Here is a 15319-nt window from a genome sequence, read left to right as displayed (position 1 = left end):
TTTTAGTCCGTGCCGTCTTTAGTTATCTATTTGTGCTGTCAATGACCTGACTAACATAAGTTGGTAGCTCCCATGCCCCACCAGCAAAGCCGCGACACAGCCCTGTAGTTGCTTTATATGACTGAATGAATGTATCCCCATTCCATTGCCATTTTGTTAGTCCCCAACAATCACCTAAACCTCGACCTTTATGAGCCGATAAAATCTCACCATCGGCATAATAACTGCCTGACGTCGTGATAAGCTGGGGTTTACTAGGTCTTTCATTATCAATCAGCCAATAGCCATCACCTTGGTTATATGCAGCGCGCCAGCACAAATGCTTAGCTAATGTTTTTTGGTTATTTATAGGTAAAAATATCCACTCTCTACTCTCAGTGTCGTCATACCATGAGTCATTGCCACTCAAGGCTTCACAATCTGAAGCATCCCCTTCCGTCATGCTCGATATAACCCAATGATCAATGTTGTTTTGAAAATATGTCAACAACTTTGGGTCTAATTTTTTATTAAGCGTTTCTGGATAAGCATATCCCTTTGCGATAACTGGCAGGGACTTCATGGTTTTGGGTGTGTGGCGGTTTGGATTGTTTTTACTCACTAATGCCAACGGCGTACCGACTCGACCTTGGACTTCATCAATTTTGAGTAATACCGATGCCATACCTTTGTCACTAATCTGCCAGACGAGATTACCGGCTTTAATCTCAATTTCTGCGTTTTGACGAGCTAGTTTAACTAGTGCATTTGTTTGTTGAGTATTTAAGGTAAATTCAGATCCGATAGCCCCATAATTTTTACCATTTAACCATAATGTTGGTGCATTAAGATTTAAACCATCTTCACTTTCTGAATAAAAGTTTAATTGCGCAGTTGGTTTAGATTGCATCGGCTCAACCGTAATCATAATGGATGCTGGCCTATCATAGTGGCTTTCATCAGCATATCCTGTGGCACGGCAGGTCAATGTATTATCACAGACCACCTGCCAGTCCTGATTGACAAAGCCACTGCCCGTAAATGGCTCGCCATAAGGGTCCATTGCTGATGCAGGCGACGTTGCCAACCCTACGATTCCTATTACGCCAATGTTTAATAGTAATTTAGATTTAAAATTGACAGTAAACATAGCCATATTGCCTATTTAAATTATTTGCGGATTGTTATTAACAGACATGAGTCATGATTATTATCATAACCAATCTAGGCAGGCTGCATTAAGAAAATTTAATGAATTTACTAAATAAACAATTAATTAGTGACGGGGTGATTATGACTTAATAGATGACTATCTACTTAGTCGCTATCAGTGTTGCTCGCATCGGAGCTGGATAACCTTCTACGGTTTTGGTAGGATCGTTAGGGTCTAAGAAATCGCTTAACGACTGATAATTCATCCACTCTGTGGCTCGCTGCTCCTCTATTGAGGTCACATCAACATCGACACATGTCACCTCCTTAAATCCTCCTTTTTCTAGCCAGCCAATTAAAGCAGCCACGGAAGGGATAAAATACACATTATTCATTTTGGCATAGCGATTGTGTGGCACCAATACCGTATTAGCATCCCCTTCAATGACCAGTGTCTCTAATATTAACTGTCCACCATTGATTAATTGGTTTTTTAATTGATTAAGATGCTCAAACGGGGATTGGCGATGGTATAACACCCCCATACAAAACACGGTATCAAACAATTGATTACCCTGATCTGAGCTTGACGGTAATTCTTCTAAACCTACCGGTATATAGTGAGTACGGTAGCCAACCCCTGTCTTATCATCATCGGAATCCGCATCAAAGCCGGCTACAAAATGCCGAATTGCCATAAACTGATGATAAAACAAGCAAGACGGGTCAATAATAACCACTTGCTTAGCACCCGCTCCCGCCATGCGCCAGCCGTGATAGCCTGAACCGCCGCCTACATCCAGTACATAACGATCTTCAAGCGTACCGATATGAGGTGCGATACGATTCCACTTCCAGTCACTGTGCCACTCGGTATCGATAAATACCGCATTGTCACCTGTACCAATTTGAAACGGACCTTTGCGCCACGGCATCAGCTGCTTCATCAGTGCGGTTATTTGTTTGTTGTGACCGTCTGATAATTGCGTATTAATGGTCAACACATCACTATTTAAATCCACATTGTTAATATTCAGCTGCGGTAAATTCTCTACTGAAGACAGGTAAGCAGGTGCGTGCGAATTACGGCGTTTGTCTTTAATATCGCTAAGCCATTTTGGTAAGTTTGCTAACCATTCATTAGCAATCGGGCGATACTGAGCTCGCTGAATCAGTGCCAGATACAGCTCACGTTCGGCGGTGGCGATGGTTTGGTTTGTCATAGAAGGTTCGTTGTGTGTTTAGCTACGGAGTTGAAGAGGTGGCTATTATAATAGGTTAAAGGCATTAGGGCGAAGTGAAGCAAAAAAGGACTATGATAGTAGACTTCATCTTACGCCTACTCTTTTAGTTGCTCTTCTTCGCTACGAAAATCGTCATATTGATAGAGACCACAATCGTTATATTCATTCTTGAACACTATTTTATCTTCTATAAGCCAATTACTTACTTTTTTAGCATAATAAACAATATTAGGATAAAATTTATCTAAGATTTTATCTACTTTTTCTGTAAAGCCAGATGTATCATGATCTACTATCACTAAATCAAGACCATAGTAAATTCCTAACTGATATAGAAACTCATAACCTTGGCAATATAAATTATATATTTCATAAGTTACATCAACACAGCTTTCATCTCTATTAATAATCGAGTGTAGCATCTCGTTTATGCGTTCTGCTTCAAACTTGTAACAACCAATATATTTTGAAAAATTAAGTTGAAATGATTTAAGACTTAATTTATTACTATAATCAAAAGAAATAAGTTCAAAATATAAATTTGGACTTTAAAACTCTAGCTCGTCATTTTGATATAGCCACTGTTCAAAGTCTTTTAGGTTCAACTTTTCGGTGATAACTTGATGCATTTTTTGTTCAAGTGAAAATGGGATTGTGTGCATAGCTTTATCTTATACCACCCTTCAAACTAACCGGCAATCCTGATACAACCAAAGTTGCTTTATCCGCCACTTGCGCCAAATACTGATTGATCCAGCCTTGTAATGATACAAACTTGCGGCCTTCAGGGGAGCTGGCATGTAAGCTCATGCCGATTTCATTAGAGATGATAAAAAGTGTGGCGTTGTGCTGGCTGGCAAAATCGACCAAGAGATTAATCTCATGTTTGGCTAAAGTTATACACTCGTCTATATCGTACTGGTAATCCATGACGTAATTGGTTAGCCATAGCGTAACGCAATCAATAACAATGGCTAGCGGCTGGCTATGCTGCTTTTTATCAAAGCTTTGTTCTGAAACACTGCTATTGTTATTAAAATAGTCTTTTAAAGCATTAGCTAAATTCAAATCCGCTTCAATAGTAGTCCACTGATTAAATGACTTGGACCTATCATCGATATGACGCTGAACCCGCTTAGCAAAGTTATCATCTTGCACACGAGAGGTTGCTACATAATAAGGGGTATCACTCACCTTTTCAGCTAAGCTTTGTGCATAGCTGCTTTTACCGGATCGCTCACCGCCAGTAATGTAGTGAATCATTTAAAAGCCACCATAGACGCAAAGTTTAAAAACTGAAACCACGTTAAACTACGCCTAAATCCAACCTGTTTTAAGCGGTGATGGTGTTGATTTAAGGTGTCCGTTATCAGCACATTCTCTAATGCATTACGTTTGCCACTAATTTCAAGCTCGCTGTAGCCATTAGCACGTTTAAAATCATAATAACGCTCAACCAGCCACGCATCATCTTGCTCATCGCCCGTGTGATTTTTTTCGGTTAATACCAAAATGCCGCCCTCATTTAGTGCATCGAATACTGATTGCAGCACTTGCTTTCTATCTTTGGGCGGTAAAAACTGTAAAGTAAGGTTTAGAATCACCATATCACATGGCTCAAACTCAAGCTCGCGAATATCTGCCGTTATTACCTCAATATCATGGTTTGGATAATTTTCATTGAGCAGCACTTGCGCTTTTTCAGTCATGGCAGGAGAGATATCTACCGCTTTGATTTGCAGCTCATCAGGAGCAAAACCACCTGACTCATTTAGCAGCGCCATCGTGGCTCCACCTAACGAGCAGCCCAAATCATAGACCCGGCTGACCCGTTTGCCTTGCGTAGTCATTTGCCCAAATTGGCAATGGCGTTTGGCAAAAATCGGTAGCATGGCCAGCATTTGCCCATAGCCTGGCACACTGCGACGAATCATATCTGGAAAACAAGCGACAACTTGCTCATCGAATGAAAAACGCGCAGCTTTGTCTAGCGGTGTGGTGAATACTTGGTCGTAGACTATGGTCTCAGTGTGTTGATTGGGGACGCGATTTAGGTTGGTATCAGCAGTATTTGACATTTAAGCTCTCTTATCAAATTTTGAACAGGCTGTATTATATCATTACTATTTTTAACTTATCTTAAGATTATGGTTTGCTAAGATTAGGGGTATAAATTCGAATAAAAAGGACACAACCATGCAAACAATTATTCTAGGTGGCGGCTGTTTTTGGTGTACCGAGTCAGTTTTTTTATCTGTAAAAGGGGTGCAAAAAGTAACCTCAGGCTACATGGGCGGCGATGCCACCTCTGCCAATTATAGAGACGTGTGCTCAGGCAGTACAGAACATGCCGAAGTGGTTCGCGTAGATTTTGATGACTCTGTCATTCCTTTAGAAGTGGTTTTGGATATTTTCTTTGCGACCCATGATCCCACAACATTAAACCGTCAAGGTAACGATGTGGGGCCTCAATATCGTTCAGTGGTATTTTATACCGATGAAGAGGCTCAAAAACCAACCATCGACCGTACTATCAACAAACTGCGTGACATGGGATTGGATATCGTCACCGAAGTACATCCGGCAGAAGAATTCTATGAAGCCGAAGATTATCATCAAGACTACTTCAATAAAAACCCAACGCAAGGCTATTGCCAAGCGGTCATTCCACCAAAGCTTGGTAAATTGCGTAAAGAATTTAAGCAGTATCTGATGGATTAGGCTCTAAGGCTTAATATATACTCAGTATTTAATTGAGCGTAATGCGATAATAAGTGCTTGAATAAACGCTCTAACCTACAACGGCTGCCTTATGTGGCAGTCTTTGTTTTTTAATAGACGCTAACCATATACTCATACCTTATAGCGCTTATAATTTGCGCTTTAATCTAAAATAACCTTCTAAACCTTATAACAACCTCTCAAACCTTATCTCATAATACAGGCAGAAACTATGCAACCCGACTTTTGGCATGACAAATGGACAAGCGACAAACAAGGCTTTAATCAATCTAAAACAAATCTCTTGCTGATGAAATATTTTAGCACTTTAGAGCTACGTGAAGGCGATCGTGTGTTCGTTCCTCTATGTGGAAAGAGTATCGATATGATTTGGCTTGCCGAGCAAGGTATGGAGGTGATTGGGGCGGAGCTTGTAGAGCTTGCGGTCGAGCAGTTTTATGCTGAAAATCAGATGGAGCCTACCGTTACTGAGCATCCTATAGTTGCTGGCTTAAAATCTTATCATGGTGTGTTTCAAGGTGACCATGGGCCGCGAAAGATTACCATTTGGGTAGGCGATATATTCGACTTAACTGCGAAAGACTTGGCCGCTAATGAAGCAAACCCTATTGCAGCCATATACGATCGAGCAGCTTTGGTGGCACTGCCTGACAATGAAATTATGGATGATACGGATGGTATTAATCCAAATGACGCTAACAATGCTGATAGTCATGAAGCGTCGATACGGGTGCGCTATAGCCAGCATCTTATTAAGCTTGCTCCTCAAGCGCAGCAGCTTTTATTAAGTTTTGGTTTAAGCGGCGTCGATGACTCTGAATACGCCAGTTATTCTGGGCCTCCGTTTCTTATTCCAAATAACAAAATATATGACTATTATAAGCATGCTTATGACATCACCTTGCTTGAAGCTTACGAAACGCAGCGAGTCAATAAAGATGGTCATCCATTTCTGAACTTTGCATGGCATTTAACGCCAAAACTATAAGTCATGTATAGTCAGCAAACTATTGAACGATTACGGTGCTAACCTTTTCAAACTTATATACTCGTTAAATATAAGTATTATTTGTACTCGGTTGCCCTTTAACCATTTTAGGCTTCTTTGATTATTTATGAGGAGCACATGATATATAAGGAGAGCATCATGCCGTATCATCCCGCTCACAATCATGCTACTACTCTAAACTTCAATAAAATCGGCGAGCTTGACACCTTAACCATCTCTGGAGACGGCTATCGAGCAGTAATCTTATTGCAAGGGGCACAGTTACTACATTTCTTAACCAACAATAATGGGGAGGATGATTTAGTCGAACCATTACAGCAAGAACACCCGAAGCCGCCAGTCGCTTCACGAGAAATAGCTGATACATCACCCTCTTCAACAAACGATTACGTTGATAATCTATGCAATAACTGGTTGTGGGTAAGCGAACAAGCCGAATATAAACAGGGTGAGTCAGTTCGAGGCGGCGTTCCTATCTGCTGGCCTGTATTCGGGCAGTTTGATGCTAATCCTCAATCCGTACAGGATAGTTTTAAAGACTGTGCTTATAATTTAAGTCAACACGGTTATGCTCGTACTCAAATTTTTGAAATGGATAGCTTTGAAACGTTTGATGCGTCTAATAAAGGAAACTTAAATCACCACCCAGCATCTCAGCTTGTTCTAAAGCTCAAACAAACTGACTCGGCTGGTTGTATTACCACGCCGCATCTGGACCTTAAAGTTAAATTTGAATTTAGCGCTACTGGATTTGCAATCTCGTTAATTACTCAAAATAACAGCGGTAAATCCATTACTTTTTCGCAAGCCCTGCATTCTTATCTGCCTACTGAGGACATCACTCAAACCACGGTTAGTGGCTTTGATGGTATAAATTACAGTGATACGCTAACCGATAGTTGGCAAACCAAAACTCAGCAAGGCGATATTAGGTTTAACTCTGAAGTTGACCGTATTTATGACGGTGCTCCAGATATTACTTTAAACACGCCAAAGCAAACGTATCATCTGCATGCCGAAGGCAGTAATAGTACGGTGGTGTGGAGCCCGTGGATTGAAAAGTCAAAACAAGTTTCGCAATTTGCCAATGACGACTATCAGCGTATGTTGTGTATTGAGACGGCTAATGCTCATTTGGATGTGGTTGAGTTGGGTGCGGGTGAGGCTTGGGAGATGGGGGTTGGGGTGCAACGGATTCAAGCTTCTACAACTGCGCTACCCTCTCCACAACCTTATACTGCACCTCATTTTCCAGAGCTTTAAAATGAGCTTTACCACATTGAATACGTTGCTGTTGAGGCATAGGTAATTTGCTAATATCCACTGCCTGACCTGTGGCGCTTTTACCCCCTGTATTTTTGGTTTCAGCGACAAAATACAACTGGCTTATCCCTGCCTCATCTTCTTTCACCACTGCCCAATCGGGATTATAATTACCTACTGGTGTATTAATTTTGAACCAATTTGGTAGTTTAAAGTAAAATCGAACATTTTCCATGCTTTCGCAATCTTTAGCAAATTGATGTTCGGTATTAGAGTCAAGTGGAATAAGATTTTCAAAAATAGTTTTGGCCGTATCATTGACCTCAAAGTGATAATCACTATCGTATACTACGGAGTGTTGATGCTCTAAGCTTTCAATCAATCGCTGCGCATAGCTTCTACCATTTCTACGATACTCGATACCTTGTACCATCAAGTTAGTTTGGGTTTGCTTAATGATTGCCACAACTCTGTCCAAAAACAGCTGAGGATTGATTAACAAATCACCAATGCGTCCACTTTGATGCAAAATTTGCAATAAGGTTTGTCTCGTTAGCTTCGTATGTCTGGCTAAATAAGTTAATACGTCGGGTAGTTGCCATTGACTGATAACAGAATCAGATTGATGTTCGTCTGGTTTTTGATCATTTAAATCTGTCGTTTGCTCAACTTGATATTTGTGCTGACGACTATTCACAGCAACGACGCTACTATCAATTCCATCATCACTAATTTGTAAGCGCATTTTAGTTGCAGATAGTTGCGGTGGATTTACCGCTTCCATATTTTTTAACTCATAACTCACTGCATCTATCAACTCGTTAGTATCGAACTTAACTTGGTATTGAGTTTGATGTTTAATCAGCTCCCAAATAGACTTAAAGTTTTCATCAAGTGTAAAGCCTTTGCGATAGGTGACTTCTTTTTTATCAGCTTGGTTTTTAATACGATTTTTAAACTCGATACCGTAGTCTTCTGCTATCTCGTTTTGCAAGTTTTTAGCAAAGTCTTCATAGCTTTCATTAGCGATAACGGTAAGAATATTTACCTGCTTATCATATACTCGATTGCCATCTGCACCAACACACAAACGTAACCCTCGCCCTATTTCTTGACGTTTTTTTAGTGTCGACTTGGTTTCGTTTAACGTACATATTTGAAATACATTTGGGTTATCCCACCCTTCCCGCAACGCAGAATGACTAAAAATAAACTGTAATGGATTTGCTAAATCCAGCAGTTTCTCTTTATCTTTCATAATTAGGCTATACGTATCATCATCTGCTTTGGTCGTACCAGAGGTATCTTTGGCTCTGCCCTTGCTATCTACTGAAAAATAACCGTTATGAATACCGCTAGTGTCCGTCTGATAAAGAGTTGCTAACTGTTGTTTTAGGTTGCTATATTTTGGTTTGTTTAATATAGTTTGGTATAAAGCTTCAAACCATTTTGCAAATTTACCCGTACGTGCATAACTTGCACTACCCTCATCTGATGCGATATTCTGCAGATAGTTATCCACCCTATCGATAAAGAATAACGACAATACTTTGATACCTTTTGGCAATAGTTTGCGCTGTTTATCTAGATGCGCCTCAATGGTGCGCTCAATTTGATAACGCATGACACTATCATTCATACCGCCAAGCTGTTGACCTAATTGAACCAGTGACCCGTTGCTGAACTCTATATAGCCATCGACGGCATTAATACCTGCAACGACATAGCCATTGGCATAAATTTCACGTCCTGTTTTTTTATAAAGATCATCATTATCACTGATACTGATGGTTTTTTTCTTAACCACCCCTTTGACATTGGCATAGACGCTAATTTTTGCAGTGATTTTGGTCTTTTTGGGAACAATGTCTAATAGCTCAATATAAGCGTCATTAAACTTATCTTGCGACATGACAGAATCGACTTCTATCTGCTTGACCAGTCCTGCATCGTAGGCTTTGACAGGGTTAAGACTATAAAGTAGATGGCGGCTGTATTTATGTGTTGCTGAATAGCGCAAAGTAATCAGCGGGTTTAAACTGGCAATGGCATCAAGACGCTTTTGCGTTTCCATATTTTGTGGTTCGTCCACAATGACGATGGGATGACTGGCTTGAATGTATTCAATGGGAGCAATACCTCGCTCACGTACTTGGTTGATGATGTTTTCATCTTTGGCAAAGGCATCAATATTCATCACTAAGATTTGTAGTACATTGCTGGTAGCAAAGTCTCGCAATAAGTTTAATTTTTTGCTGTCATAGACTCTGGCATTAACGGGCGTATTGTTATACAAATTTGCAAAATGACGCTCTGTCATTTCAATAGATTTAAGCACCCCTTCTCGTATCGCTACTGATGGGACAACTATTACAAATTTACGCATGCCGTATTTTTGGTATAACTCAAAAATACTGCGCAAATAGACGTAGGTTTTCCCTGTGCCTGTCTCCATCTCTATCGAGGCGTTGATACCGTATTTAGGCAGACCATATTTGATGACTTGCTTGCTTTTTGCTGATTTTGACTCTACTTCTTCATCAAAGAGTAGGTTTGAGGGCTCTATACCATTGGCTTTTTGAATAGATTGAATGTTATCGAGTAGTTGTTCATCACTGATGATACGCTGGTTGGCAATAGTTTGGCTGTCGATGGCTTGTCTGTTGATAGCTTGTCTCATCGAGGTTTGGCTAGCTTGCGAGCTTTCTGACCCCGTATTATTGCCTATAGCATCTAAGGGCTGTATAAGGTTAAAGCTATCGTTTAAGCCACTCGCTTGGGTGGACTGTCCATTAAACAAGTCTACCACGGCATTGATGGCGTGGGTTTGGTGCTCTAGATTGGGCTCGAAGTTTAGGGTTATCATGGTGGGGACATCGACTTAAATTATTATCAATATTTAATATAATTTGAACTGCCGAGGATTACTCGGTAGTTAGATTACAAAACTTTACATTCCGATTTTAAATACTTATTTCTTTATTTTTTTGGTATTGCTACTGATATCCGCAAGTAGTTTATCGACTTCTTTAGGCTTTGCTAGTTCATTTTGCTTGAACAATTCATATTGCTTTTCTGCGGTTTTTTTAGCTACTTTATGAGACATAGAGCCCGCATTCGTTAAAATATCTCTATCATTCAAGGTTAAAAAACCGTCTAATTTAGTTAACCAATCTTTCATAGTCATTGGTATTCGGCGCATAGCCTGACTCTCAGCAAATACTAAATATTGCTCAGTTAAGTTGTTTAATGCTGCTAGCTCCTGTTCATTTAAATAGTTTTTAGCAACACTAACCTCAGATTTTTTAGGTAGGTAACCTTTATCCATTCCTCTCCAACTTGTTAGACCCATATTTATCTTAGAAGCATCCGCTCGCTTATAGACCAATTCCGCTGCAGTATGCCCTGTTATAGCCCAATGCATTTTATTTTGAACTGTTTTGAAAAACATCAAACTCAACTCTGAGTTTGGGTCATAATCAACGCTAGTCGCATATATATCAGTGATTTTTTGATAGAAACGTCGTTCACTTGTCCGAATATCTTGAATACGACGTAATAATTCATCAAAGTAATCAAAAGGAAGGTCTGGATTTTTTAAGCGTTCATCATCCATAACGAAACCTTTTATCAAATATTCACGCAAATGCTTGGTTGCCCATTGACGAAATTTGGTAGCAGTCACGCTTTGTACTCGATAGCCAACTGAAATGATAGCGTCTAGGTTATAGTGTTTAAGCTGCCTTCTAACTTGTCTGCTGCCCTCCGTTTGAACTACTAAGAAATCCTCGGTAGTTGAAGTCTCTATCAATTCACCCTCATTGTAAATATTTTTTAAGTGCAAACCTATATTATCCGTAGTTGTTTGAAACAGCTCAGACATTTGTTTTTGTGTGAGCCATACCGTCTCTTCATAGAAACGGACATCTAATCGGGTATCACCATTTGGTGTTTGATAGATAACTAATTGCGATTGTTGTTCTTCCATAATTTTTAAACTCCTAAACACACCCAACCAAAATACCTGCATCCTCAAACTGCAACACAATATTGGCTTTGTTGGCGTCATCGCTAAAGGCATTGTCGATAATAATGGTTTTACTAGGTTCAAGTTGGATAATTTGGTTGGCTTTTCCAGTGGTCATATCTTTTAATACCACAGCTAGCGTCATTAGCTCGTCTGTTGTCGTACTGTTCGTATTTATCTCGTTATTAACACCAGCTGAATTGTCTTGAGTGACGAGATAATAACCGTCTTTCTGCTCAATATTAGCAGTCAACGGATAGCCCTCTTTAAGCATCAGCTCGGTAACGAGTCCGCTATCGGTCGCATCCTCTACTATCGGATTGACGTGTTTTTCAAGTTGCGCCAGTAAGCTATCGGCATCGTAGCTGTCTGGCTGTTGCCACGGTATAAAGTTACTGTCAGTAAGCTTGTAGGCTTTAAAGCCAATATCTAGGTTTGAATCTTTCAGGTCGGGATTGTCTGCTAATATCTGCTGACCTGCTCGGCGGATACGTTCTTTGGATATCTCGGCGATGGTTGGCGGTAAATCGTTTACGATACAGAATTCATAGGCATCTTTCATTCTATCTGAATCGATAGCTTCAGGAATTTGTACCATTACAAAATTACGTTTATAGCCATCATCACTATTCAGTTCTATAACTGCTTGAGCTAAAGCTGAAGTACCTGCAAAGAAGTCTAAGTATATTCCGTTTTCATCATCTGTCATTTGAACAAGGGTTTTCATCAACTCAATAGGTTTAGGAGTATTAAAAACAGCGACACCATCGAAAATTTCTTTAAGGTTGTTTTTAGCTGATTCGTTCGTACCATTTAACTCTGAAAATAAGATACTTTCTGGAGTTAAGCCTCTTTCTTTAGCTTCTAAATATGTTTTAACCCTTGGAACACCGTTACCGTCTTTGCCGAACCAAATACGGTTGTCTTTAATGGCTTCATTCATTTCTTTTTGGGTATAAAGCCAACAACGACCACTCTGTAAATGATGAATCTTTCCGTTAGGAGCTTTAAGTTCGTAAAACTGACTTTTGGTTGCATGACCTGCCTGCGCTGTAGCAGGATCTGACTTCCATAATCCTCTTGGGTCATTATCTGGATTCTTATAACTAGATAATGCTTTCTTGGTCATTGGTAACTGTTTTAAAGGTTTCTCATTTGGTAAATCGTGTTTTCGATAACATAAAACATAATCATGTCTATTAGAAACTACCTTTCTATTCTCTCTATTTGTTCGCTTTTCCCAAATAAAACTTGCAACAAAATTTTCCTCCCCAAATATCTCATCCATCAACAACCGCAGATTTGCCACTTCATTATCATCAATCGATACAAAGATCACCCCATCATCACGCAATAAATTCTTTGCCAATGCCAATCGTGGATACATCATATTCAGCCAATTACTGTGATACTGTCCGTTCTCTTTACGGTTTGAGCGCATGCCATCGCTATGAGTAAGGTTGCCCTCATCATCGGTCTGCCCTGCCCGCTCTTTATAAGCTTTAATGCTTTCGCTAAAGTCATCGGGGTAGATAAATCTATCATTACCTGTGTTATACGGTGGGTCGATATATATCATCTTGATGCGGTTGTAATAGCTTTTTTGCAGTATTTTTAAGACAGCCAAATTATCACCCTCGATAAATAGGTTTTGGGTGCTATCAAAATCTACTGACTCATCAGGCTGCGGTGTAAGCGTTTGACTGGTTGGCGTTTTCAGCTCGCCATACACCTCATGCTTGCCTGCCCAATTTAGCCCATAGGATTCAAAGTTTGGCGCAAGTATGTTGTCACCCAATACGGCTTTTAGCGTGTCTATATTTAGCTTGCCCTCCTTAAAGGCTTCGGGGATAAGCTGCTTAAGCTTGTCTTTTAAGATGCTATCAGGCGTTTGACTCACAGGGGAGATATTATTAGTTGCGGCTTTTGTATTAGAGTCGGTCATAATCGTCTTTTAATTAATTGAATTTTTGGTGATTTAGTATACCAATGCCAAGCCCAAAAAAGCGAGCAAACAAATTAGCCACAGCTAAGCTTTAGAAAAGATAATTGAGACTTATAAAAAACCTATCGCAAATACCATAAAAAGGTCAAAGCTTTGCTTTTGCTCGAGGGACGAGAGCCGAGCAAAGTAATGTAGAATAGACCGCCTTTTTACCGCATAATTCAAATCTTGATAATCTAGATATGCAGAAGCTAGTCTTTTGCTTTTTATCTTTTAGCTTTTATTGTTTCAAACAATAGTCTATTGCATACGCTTTTCTAATGGGCGACTTTATATCCTACTCCAAACTCTCAGCACGTCATCTTATCGTAACCAAATAACACAACCGCTTTAATTTAAAATCTAATTTAGTTACTCTAGGCTAAGTTACCTCTGTGATTATATTAAAGTTAGTAAATATTTATTTTGAAGGAAGATCTGTATGCGTCTTACTGCCATTACCTCTGCCGTTACTATTGGACTCGCTTTAGCTGCCACCAGTGCTCAAGCTGCCAAACCACCTGCGCCTTATTTATCTAATGCAGAGTTCCAGCAATGTTTAGACTCATTAAAAAATTCGAGTAAATTTGCTGATGTAGATAGCTATACCTTTAACAACTATCGTCCTGCCGCCCCAGACCCAAGCGTGATTCAATCACTCAACTATCAGCCTGAGTTTCAAAAAGACGTGTGGGACTATCTGTCGTCACTCGTTGATAAAGAACGTGTTGAAGATGGTATTCAGGCTAAGCGTGAAATGGCAGATACCTTGCGCCGTATTGAATCCCAATATGGCGTTAAAGCGGAGCACGTGTTAGGTGTGTGGGGTGTTGAGTCTAACTTTGGTCAGACCTTAGGTAAAAAAGATTTATTTAGCTCTTTGGCGACGCTGTCGTGCTTCGATCGTCGTCAATCCTACTTCCGTGGTGAGTTTGCCAACGCGCTTAGAATTGTTCAACACGGCGATATTGCGCCCAGTGATATGAAAGGCTCATGGGCGGGTGCGTTTGGGCAAACACAATTTATGCCCGGTACTTTCCTCGATTTAGCCGTAGACTTTGATGGCGATGGGCGCCGAGATTTAGTTAATAGTAAACCTGATGCGCTGGCCTCTACGGCAAACTTCTTAAAAAATCGCGGCTATCGTAGCGGCGAGCCTTGGGGATATGAGGTAAAACTCCCTGATGGGTTTTGGGGCGCTAGCAGTCGCAAAAATAAGAAAACAATGAGTCACTGGCGCAATCAAGGTATTACTTTAGCAGATGGTCGTCCACTACCATATGATTTAGACCGTGCAGGCTTATTATTACCGGCAGGTATGGATGGTCCCGCATTTTTGGTAGGTAAAAACTTTGATACCTTTTATTCGTACAATGCGTCAGAAAACTACGCGTTAGCCATTGCTCATTTGTCAGATCTGATTGAAAGCGAGAATAGTAATAAGATAGACTTTATCACCGCTTGGCCAACTGACGATCCAGGTATCAGCCGCAAGCAAGCTAAAGAGATTCAGCAGGCCTTACTTAATGCAGGTTATGATATAGGTGCGGTTGATGGCATTATCGGTGACAATACCCGTACTGCCATTCAGCAATATCAAACCAGCCAAGGTGTGTATCCTGCTGACGGCCGTGCAGGGCAGAAGTTCTATCGTTTAATTATGAGTAATGGCACAATGGGCAATCAACAAGTGCAGCCTACTCAAAATTCCTTTCGGCAATACCCTTCTTCAAACAATAGAGTCCCTAGTACATCCAGTGACACCATTGGTCAGCTCATTGAAAAGCAAGATGGTTATCGCCGTACTGTTGATGCTAATGGCAATGTGCGCTTGGTTCGTATTGACACGGGGCAATAGACGCTAAAAAGTTTATTTTGCAGGTAGGTTGTAGGAGGATTTCATGAGGATTAATCACATG

The 15319-nt window shown here is 40.3% G+C and carries 12 protein-coding genes; 4 read left to right on the top strand and 8 right to left on the bottom strand.

Annotation, left to right across the window (positions count from 1 at the left end; genetic code table 11):
- Positions 1–22 precede the first annotated feature (22 nt).
- From AC2SLP_RS07415 to cmoA, 5 genes are all read right to left on the bottom strand, one after another.
- Entirely contained in the window at positions 23–1129 is a 1107-nt protein-coding gene (locus tag AC2SLP_RS07415) for a DUF1176 domain-containing protein (RefSeq protein WP_486536035.1), read from the bottom strand.
- A gap of 163 nt (positions 1130–1292) precedes the next feature.
- Complete coding sequence (cmoB, locus tag AC2SLP_RS07410) at positions 1293–2354, bottom strand: tRNA 5-methoxyuridine(34)/uridine 5-oxyacetic acid(34) synthase CmoB (protein ID WP_486536034.1); 1062 nt, start codon at positions 2352–2354, stop codon at positions 1293–1295.
- A gap of 116 nt (positions 2355–2470) precedes the next feature.
- Positions 2471–2797 (bottom strand): hypothetical protein, encoded by a 327-nt coding sequence (locus AC2SLP_RS07405; RefSeq protein ID WP_486536033.1) that lies wholly within the window; start codon positions 2795–2797, stop codon positions 2471–2473.
- A gap of 244 nt (positions 2798–3041) precedes the next feature.
- Positions 3042–3638 (bottom strand): bifunctional adenosylcobinamide kinase/adenosylcobinamide-phosphate guanylyltransferase, encoded by a 597-nt coding sequence (locus AC2SLP_RS07400; RefSeq protein WP_486536032.1) that lies wholly within the window; start codon positions 3636–3638, stop codon positions 3042–3044.
- Complete coding sequence (gene cmoA / locus AC2SLP_RS07395) at positions 3635–4453, bottom strand: carboxy-S-adenosyl-L-methionine synthase CmoA (protein WP_486536031.1); 819 nt, start codon at positions 4451–4453, stop codon at positions 3635–3637. The genes AC2SLP_RS07400 and cmoA overlap by 4 nt, the downstream gene beginning before the upstream one ends.
- A gap of 118 nt (positions 4454–4571) precedes the next feature.
- Between cmoA and msrA the strand changes: the two genes are divergently transcribed.
- From msrA to AC2SLP_RS07380, 3 genes are all read left to right on the top strand, one after another.
- Complete coding sequence (gene msrA / locus AC2SLP_RS07390) at positions 4572–5096, top strand: peptide-methionine (S)-S-oxide reductase MsrA (protein WP_486536030.1); 525 nt, start codon at positions 4572–4574, stop codon at positions 5094–5096.
- Between the two features lie 232 nt (positions 5097–5328).
- Complete coding sequence (locus AC2SLP_RS07385) at positions 5329–6105, top strand: class I SAM-dependent methyltransferase (RefSeq protein ID WP_486536029.1); 777 nt, start codon at positions 5329–5331, stop codon at positions 6103–6105.
- A 159-nt stretch (positions 6106–6264) separates the two neighbouring features.
- Complete coding sequence (locus tag AC2SLP_RS07380; RefSeq protein WP_486536028.1) at positions 6265–7389, top strand: D-hexose-6-phosphate mutarotase; 1125 nt, start codon at positions 6265–6267, stop codon at positions 7387–7389.
- Here the strand turns inward: AC2SLP_RS07380 and AC2SLP_RS07375 are convergent.
- The 3 genes from AC2SLP_RS07375 to AC2SLP_RS07365 all read right to left on the bottom strand — a co-directional run bounded on the left by AC2SLP_RS07375 (position 7331) and on the right by AC2SLP_RS07365 (position 13361).
- The gene (locus AC2SLP_RS07375) at positions 7331–10255 is read right to left on the bottom strand and encodes a restriction endonuclease (protein WP_486536027.1); all 2925 of its coding nucleotides are present in this window, start codon (positions 10253–10255) and stop codon (positions 7331–7333) included. The two genes, AC2SLP_RS07380 and AC2SLP_RS07375, sit on opposite strands and share 59 nt — an antisense overlap.
- 105 nt (positions 10256–10360) lie before the next feature.
- Entirely contained in the window at positions 10361–11377 is a 1017-nt protein-coding gene (locus tag AC2SLP_RS07370; RefSeq protein ID WP_486536026.1) for a virulence RhuM family protein, read from the bottom strand.
- 13 nt (positions 11378–11390) lie between these two features.
- A complete protein-coding gene (locus AC2SLP_RS07365) occupies positions 11391–13361 on the bottom strand; it encodes a site-specific DNA-methyltransferase (RefSeq protein ID WP_486536025.1) in 1971 nt (656 codons plus the stop codon).
- A 481-nt stretch (positions 13362–13842) separates the two neighbouring features.
- On the opposite strand from AC2SLP_RS07365, the gene AC2SLP_RS07360 reads away from it, so the two are divergent.
- Positions 13843–15258: a lytic murein transglycosylase gene (locus tag AC2SLP_RS07360; protein ID WP_486536024.1), complete on the top strand. Its 1416-nt coding sequence runs from the start codon at positions 13843–13845 to the stop codon at positions 15256–15258.
- The last annotated feature ends 61 nt before the right edge of the window (positions 15259–15319 follow it).

The sequence above is a fragment of the Psychrobacter sp. CX21 genome (assembly GCF_057396255.1).
Note: the sequence above shows the minus strand (reverse complement) of the source record. Positions and strands in the feature narration are given on the sequence as shown.

What these genes read in the sequence shown, in the direction of transcription:
- cmoB (WP_486536034.1), bottom strand. Translation starts at nt 2,354, where the DNA reads ATGACAAACCAAACCATCGCCACCGCCGAACGTGAGCTGTATCTGGCA.
- msrA (WP_486536030.1), top strand. Translation starts at nt 4,572, where the DNA reads ATGCAAACAATTATTCTAGGTGGCGGCTGTTTTTGGTGTACCGAGTCA.
- AC2SLP_RS07405 (WP_486536033.1), bottom strand. Translation starts at nt 2,797, where the DNA reads ATGCTACACTCGATTATTAATAGAGATGAAAGCTGTGTTGATGTAACT.
- AC2SLP_RS07380 (WP_486536028.1), top strand. Translation starts at nt 6,265, where the DNA reads ATGCCGTATCATCCCGCTCACAATCATGCTACTACTCTAAACTTCAAT.
- cmoA (WP_486536031.1), bottom strand. Translation starts at nt 4,453, where the DNA reads ATGTCAAATACTGCTGATACCAACCTAAATCGCGTCCCCAATCAACAC.
- AC2SLP_RS07400 (WP_486536032.1), bottom strand. Translation starts at nt 3,638, where the DNA reads ATGATTCACTACATTACTGGCGGTGAGCGATCCGGTAAAAGCAGCTAT.
- AC2SLP_RS07415 (WP_486536035.1), bottom strand. Translation starts at nt 1,129, where the DNA reads ATGTTTACTGTCAATTTTAAATCTAAATTACTATTAAACATTGGCGTA.
- AC2SLP_RS07375 (WP_486536027.1), bottom strand. Translation starts at nt 10,255, where the DNA reads ATGATAACCCTAAACTTCGAGCCCAATCTAGAGCACCAAACCCACGCC.
- AC2SLP_RS07385 (WP_486536029.1), top strand. Translation starts at nt 5,329, where the DNA reads ATGCAACCCGACTTTTGGCATGACAAATGGACAAGCGACAAACAAGGC.
- AC2SLP_RS07370 (WP_486536026.1), bottom strand. Translation starts at nt 11,377, where the DNA reads ATGGAAGAACAACAATCGCAATTAGTTATCTATCAAACACCAAATGGT.
- AC2SLP_RS07365 (WP_486536025.1), bottom strand. Translation starts at nt 13,361, where the DNA reads ATGACCGACTCTAATACAAAAGCCGCAACTAATAATATCTCCCCTGTG.
- AC2SLP_RS07360 (WP_486536024.1), top strand. Translation starts at nt 13,843, where the DNA reads ATGCGTCTTACTGCCATTACCTCTGCCGTTACTATTGGACTCGCTTTA.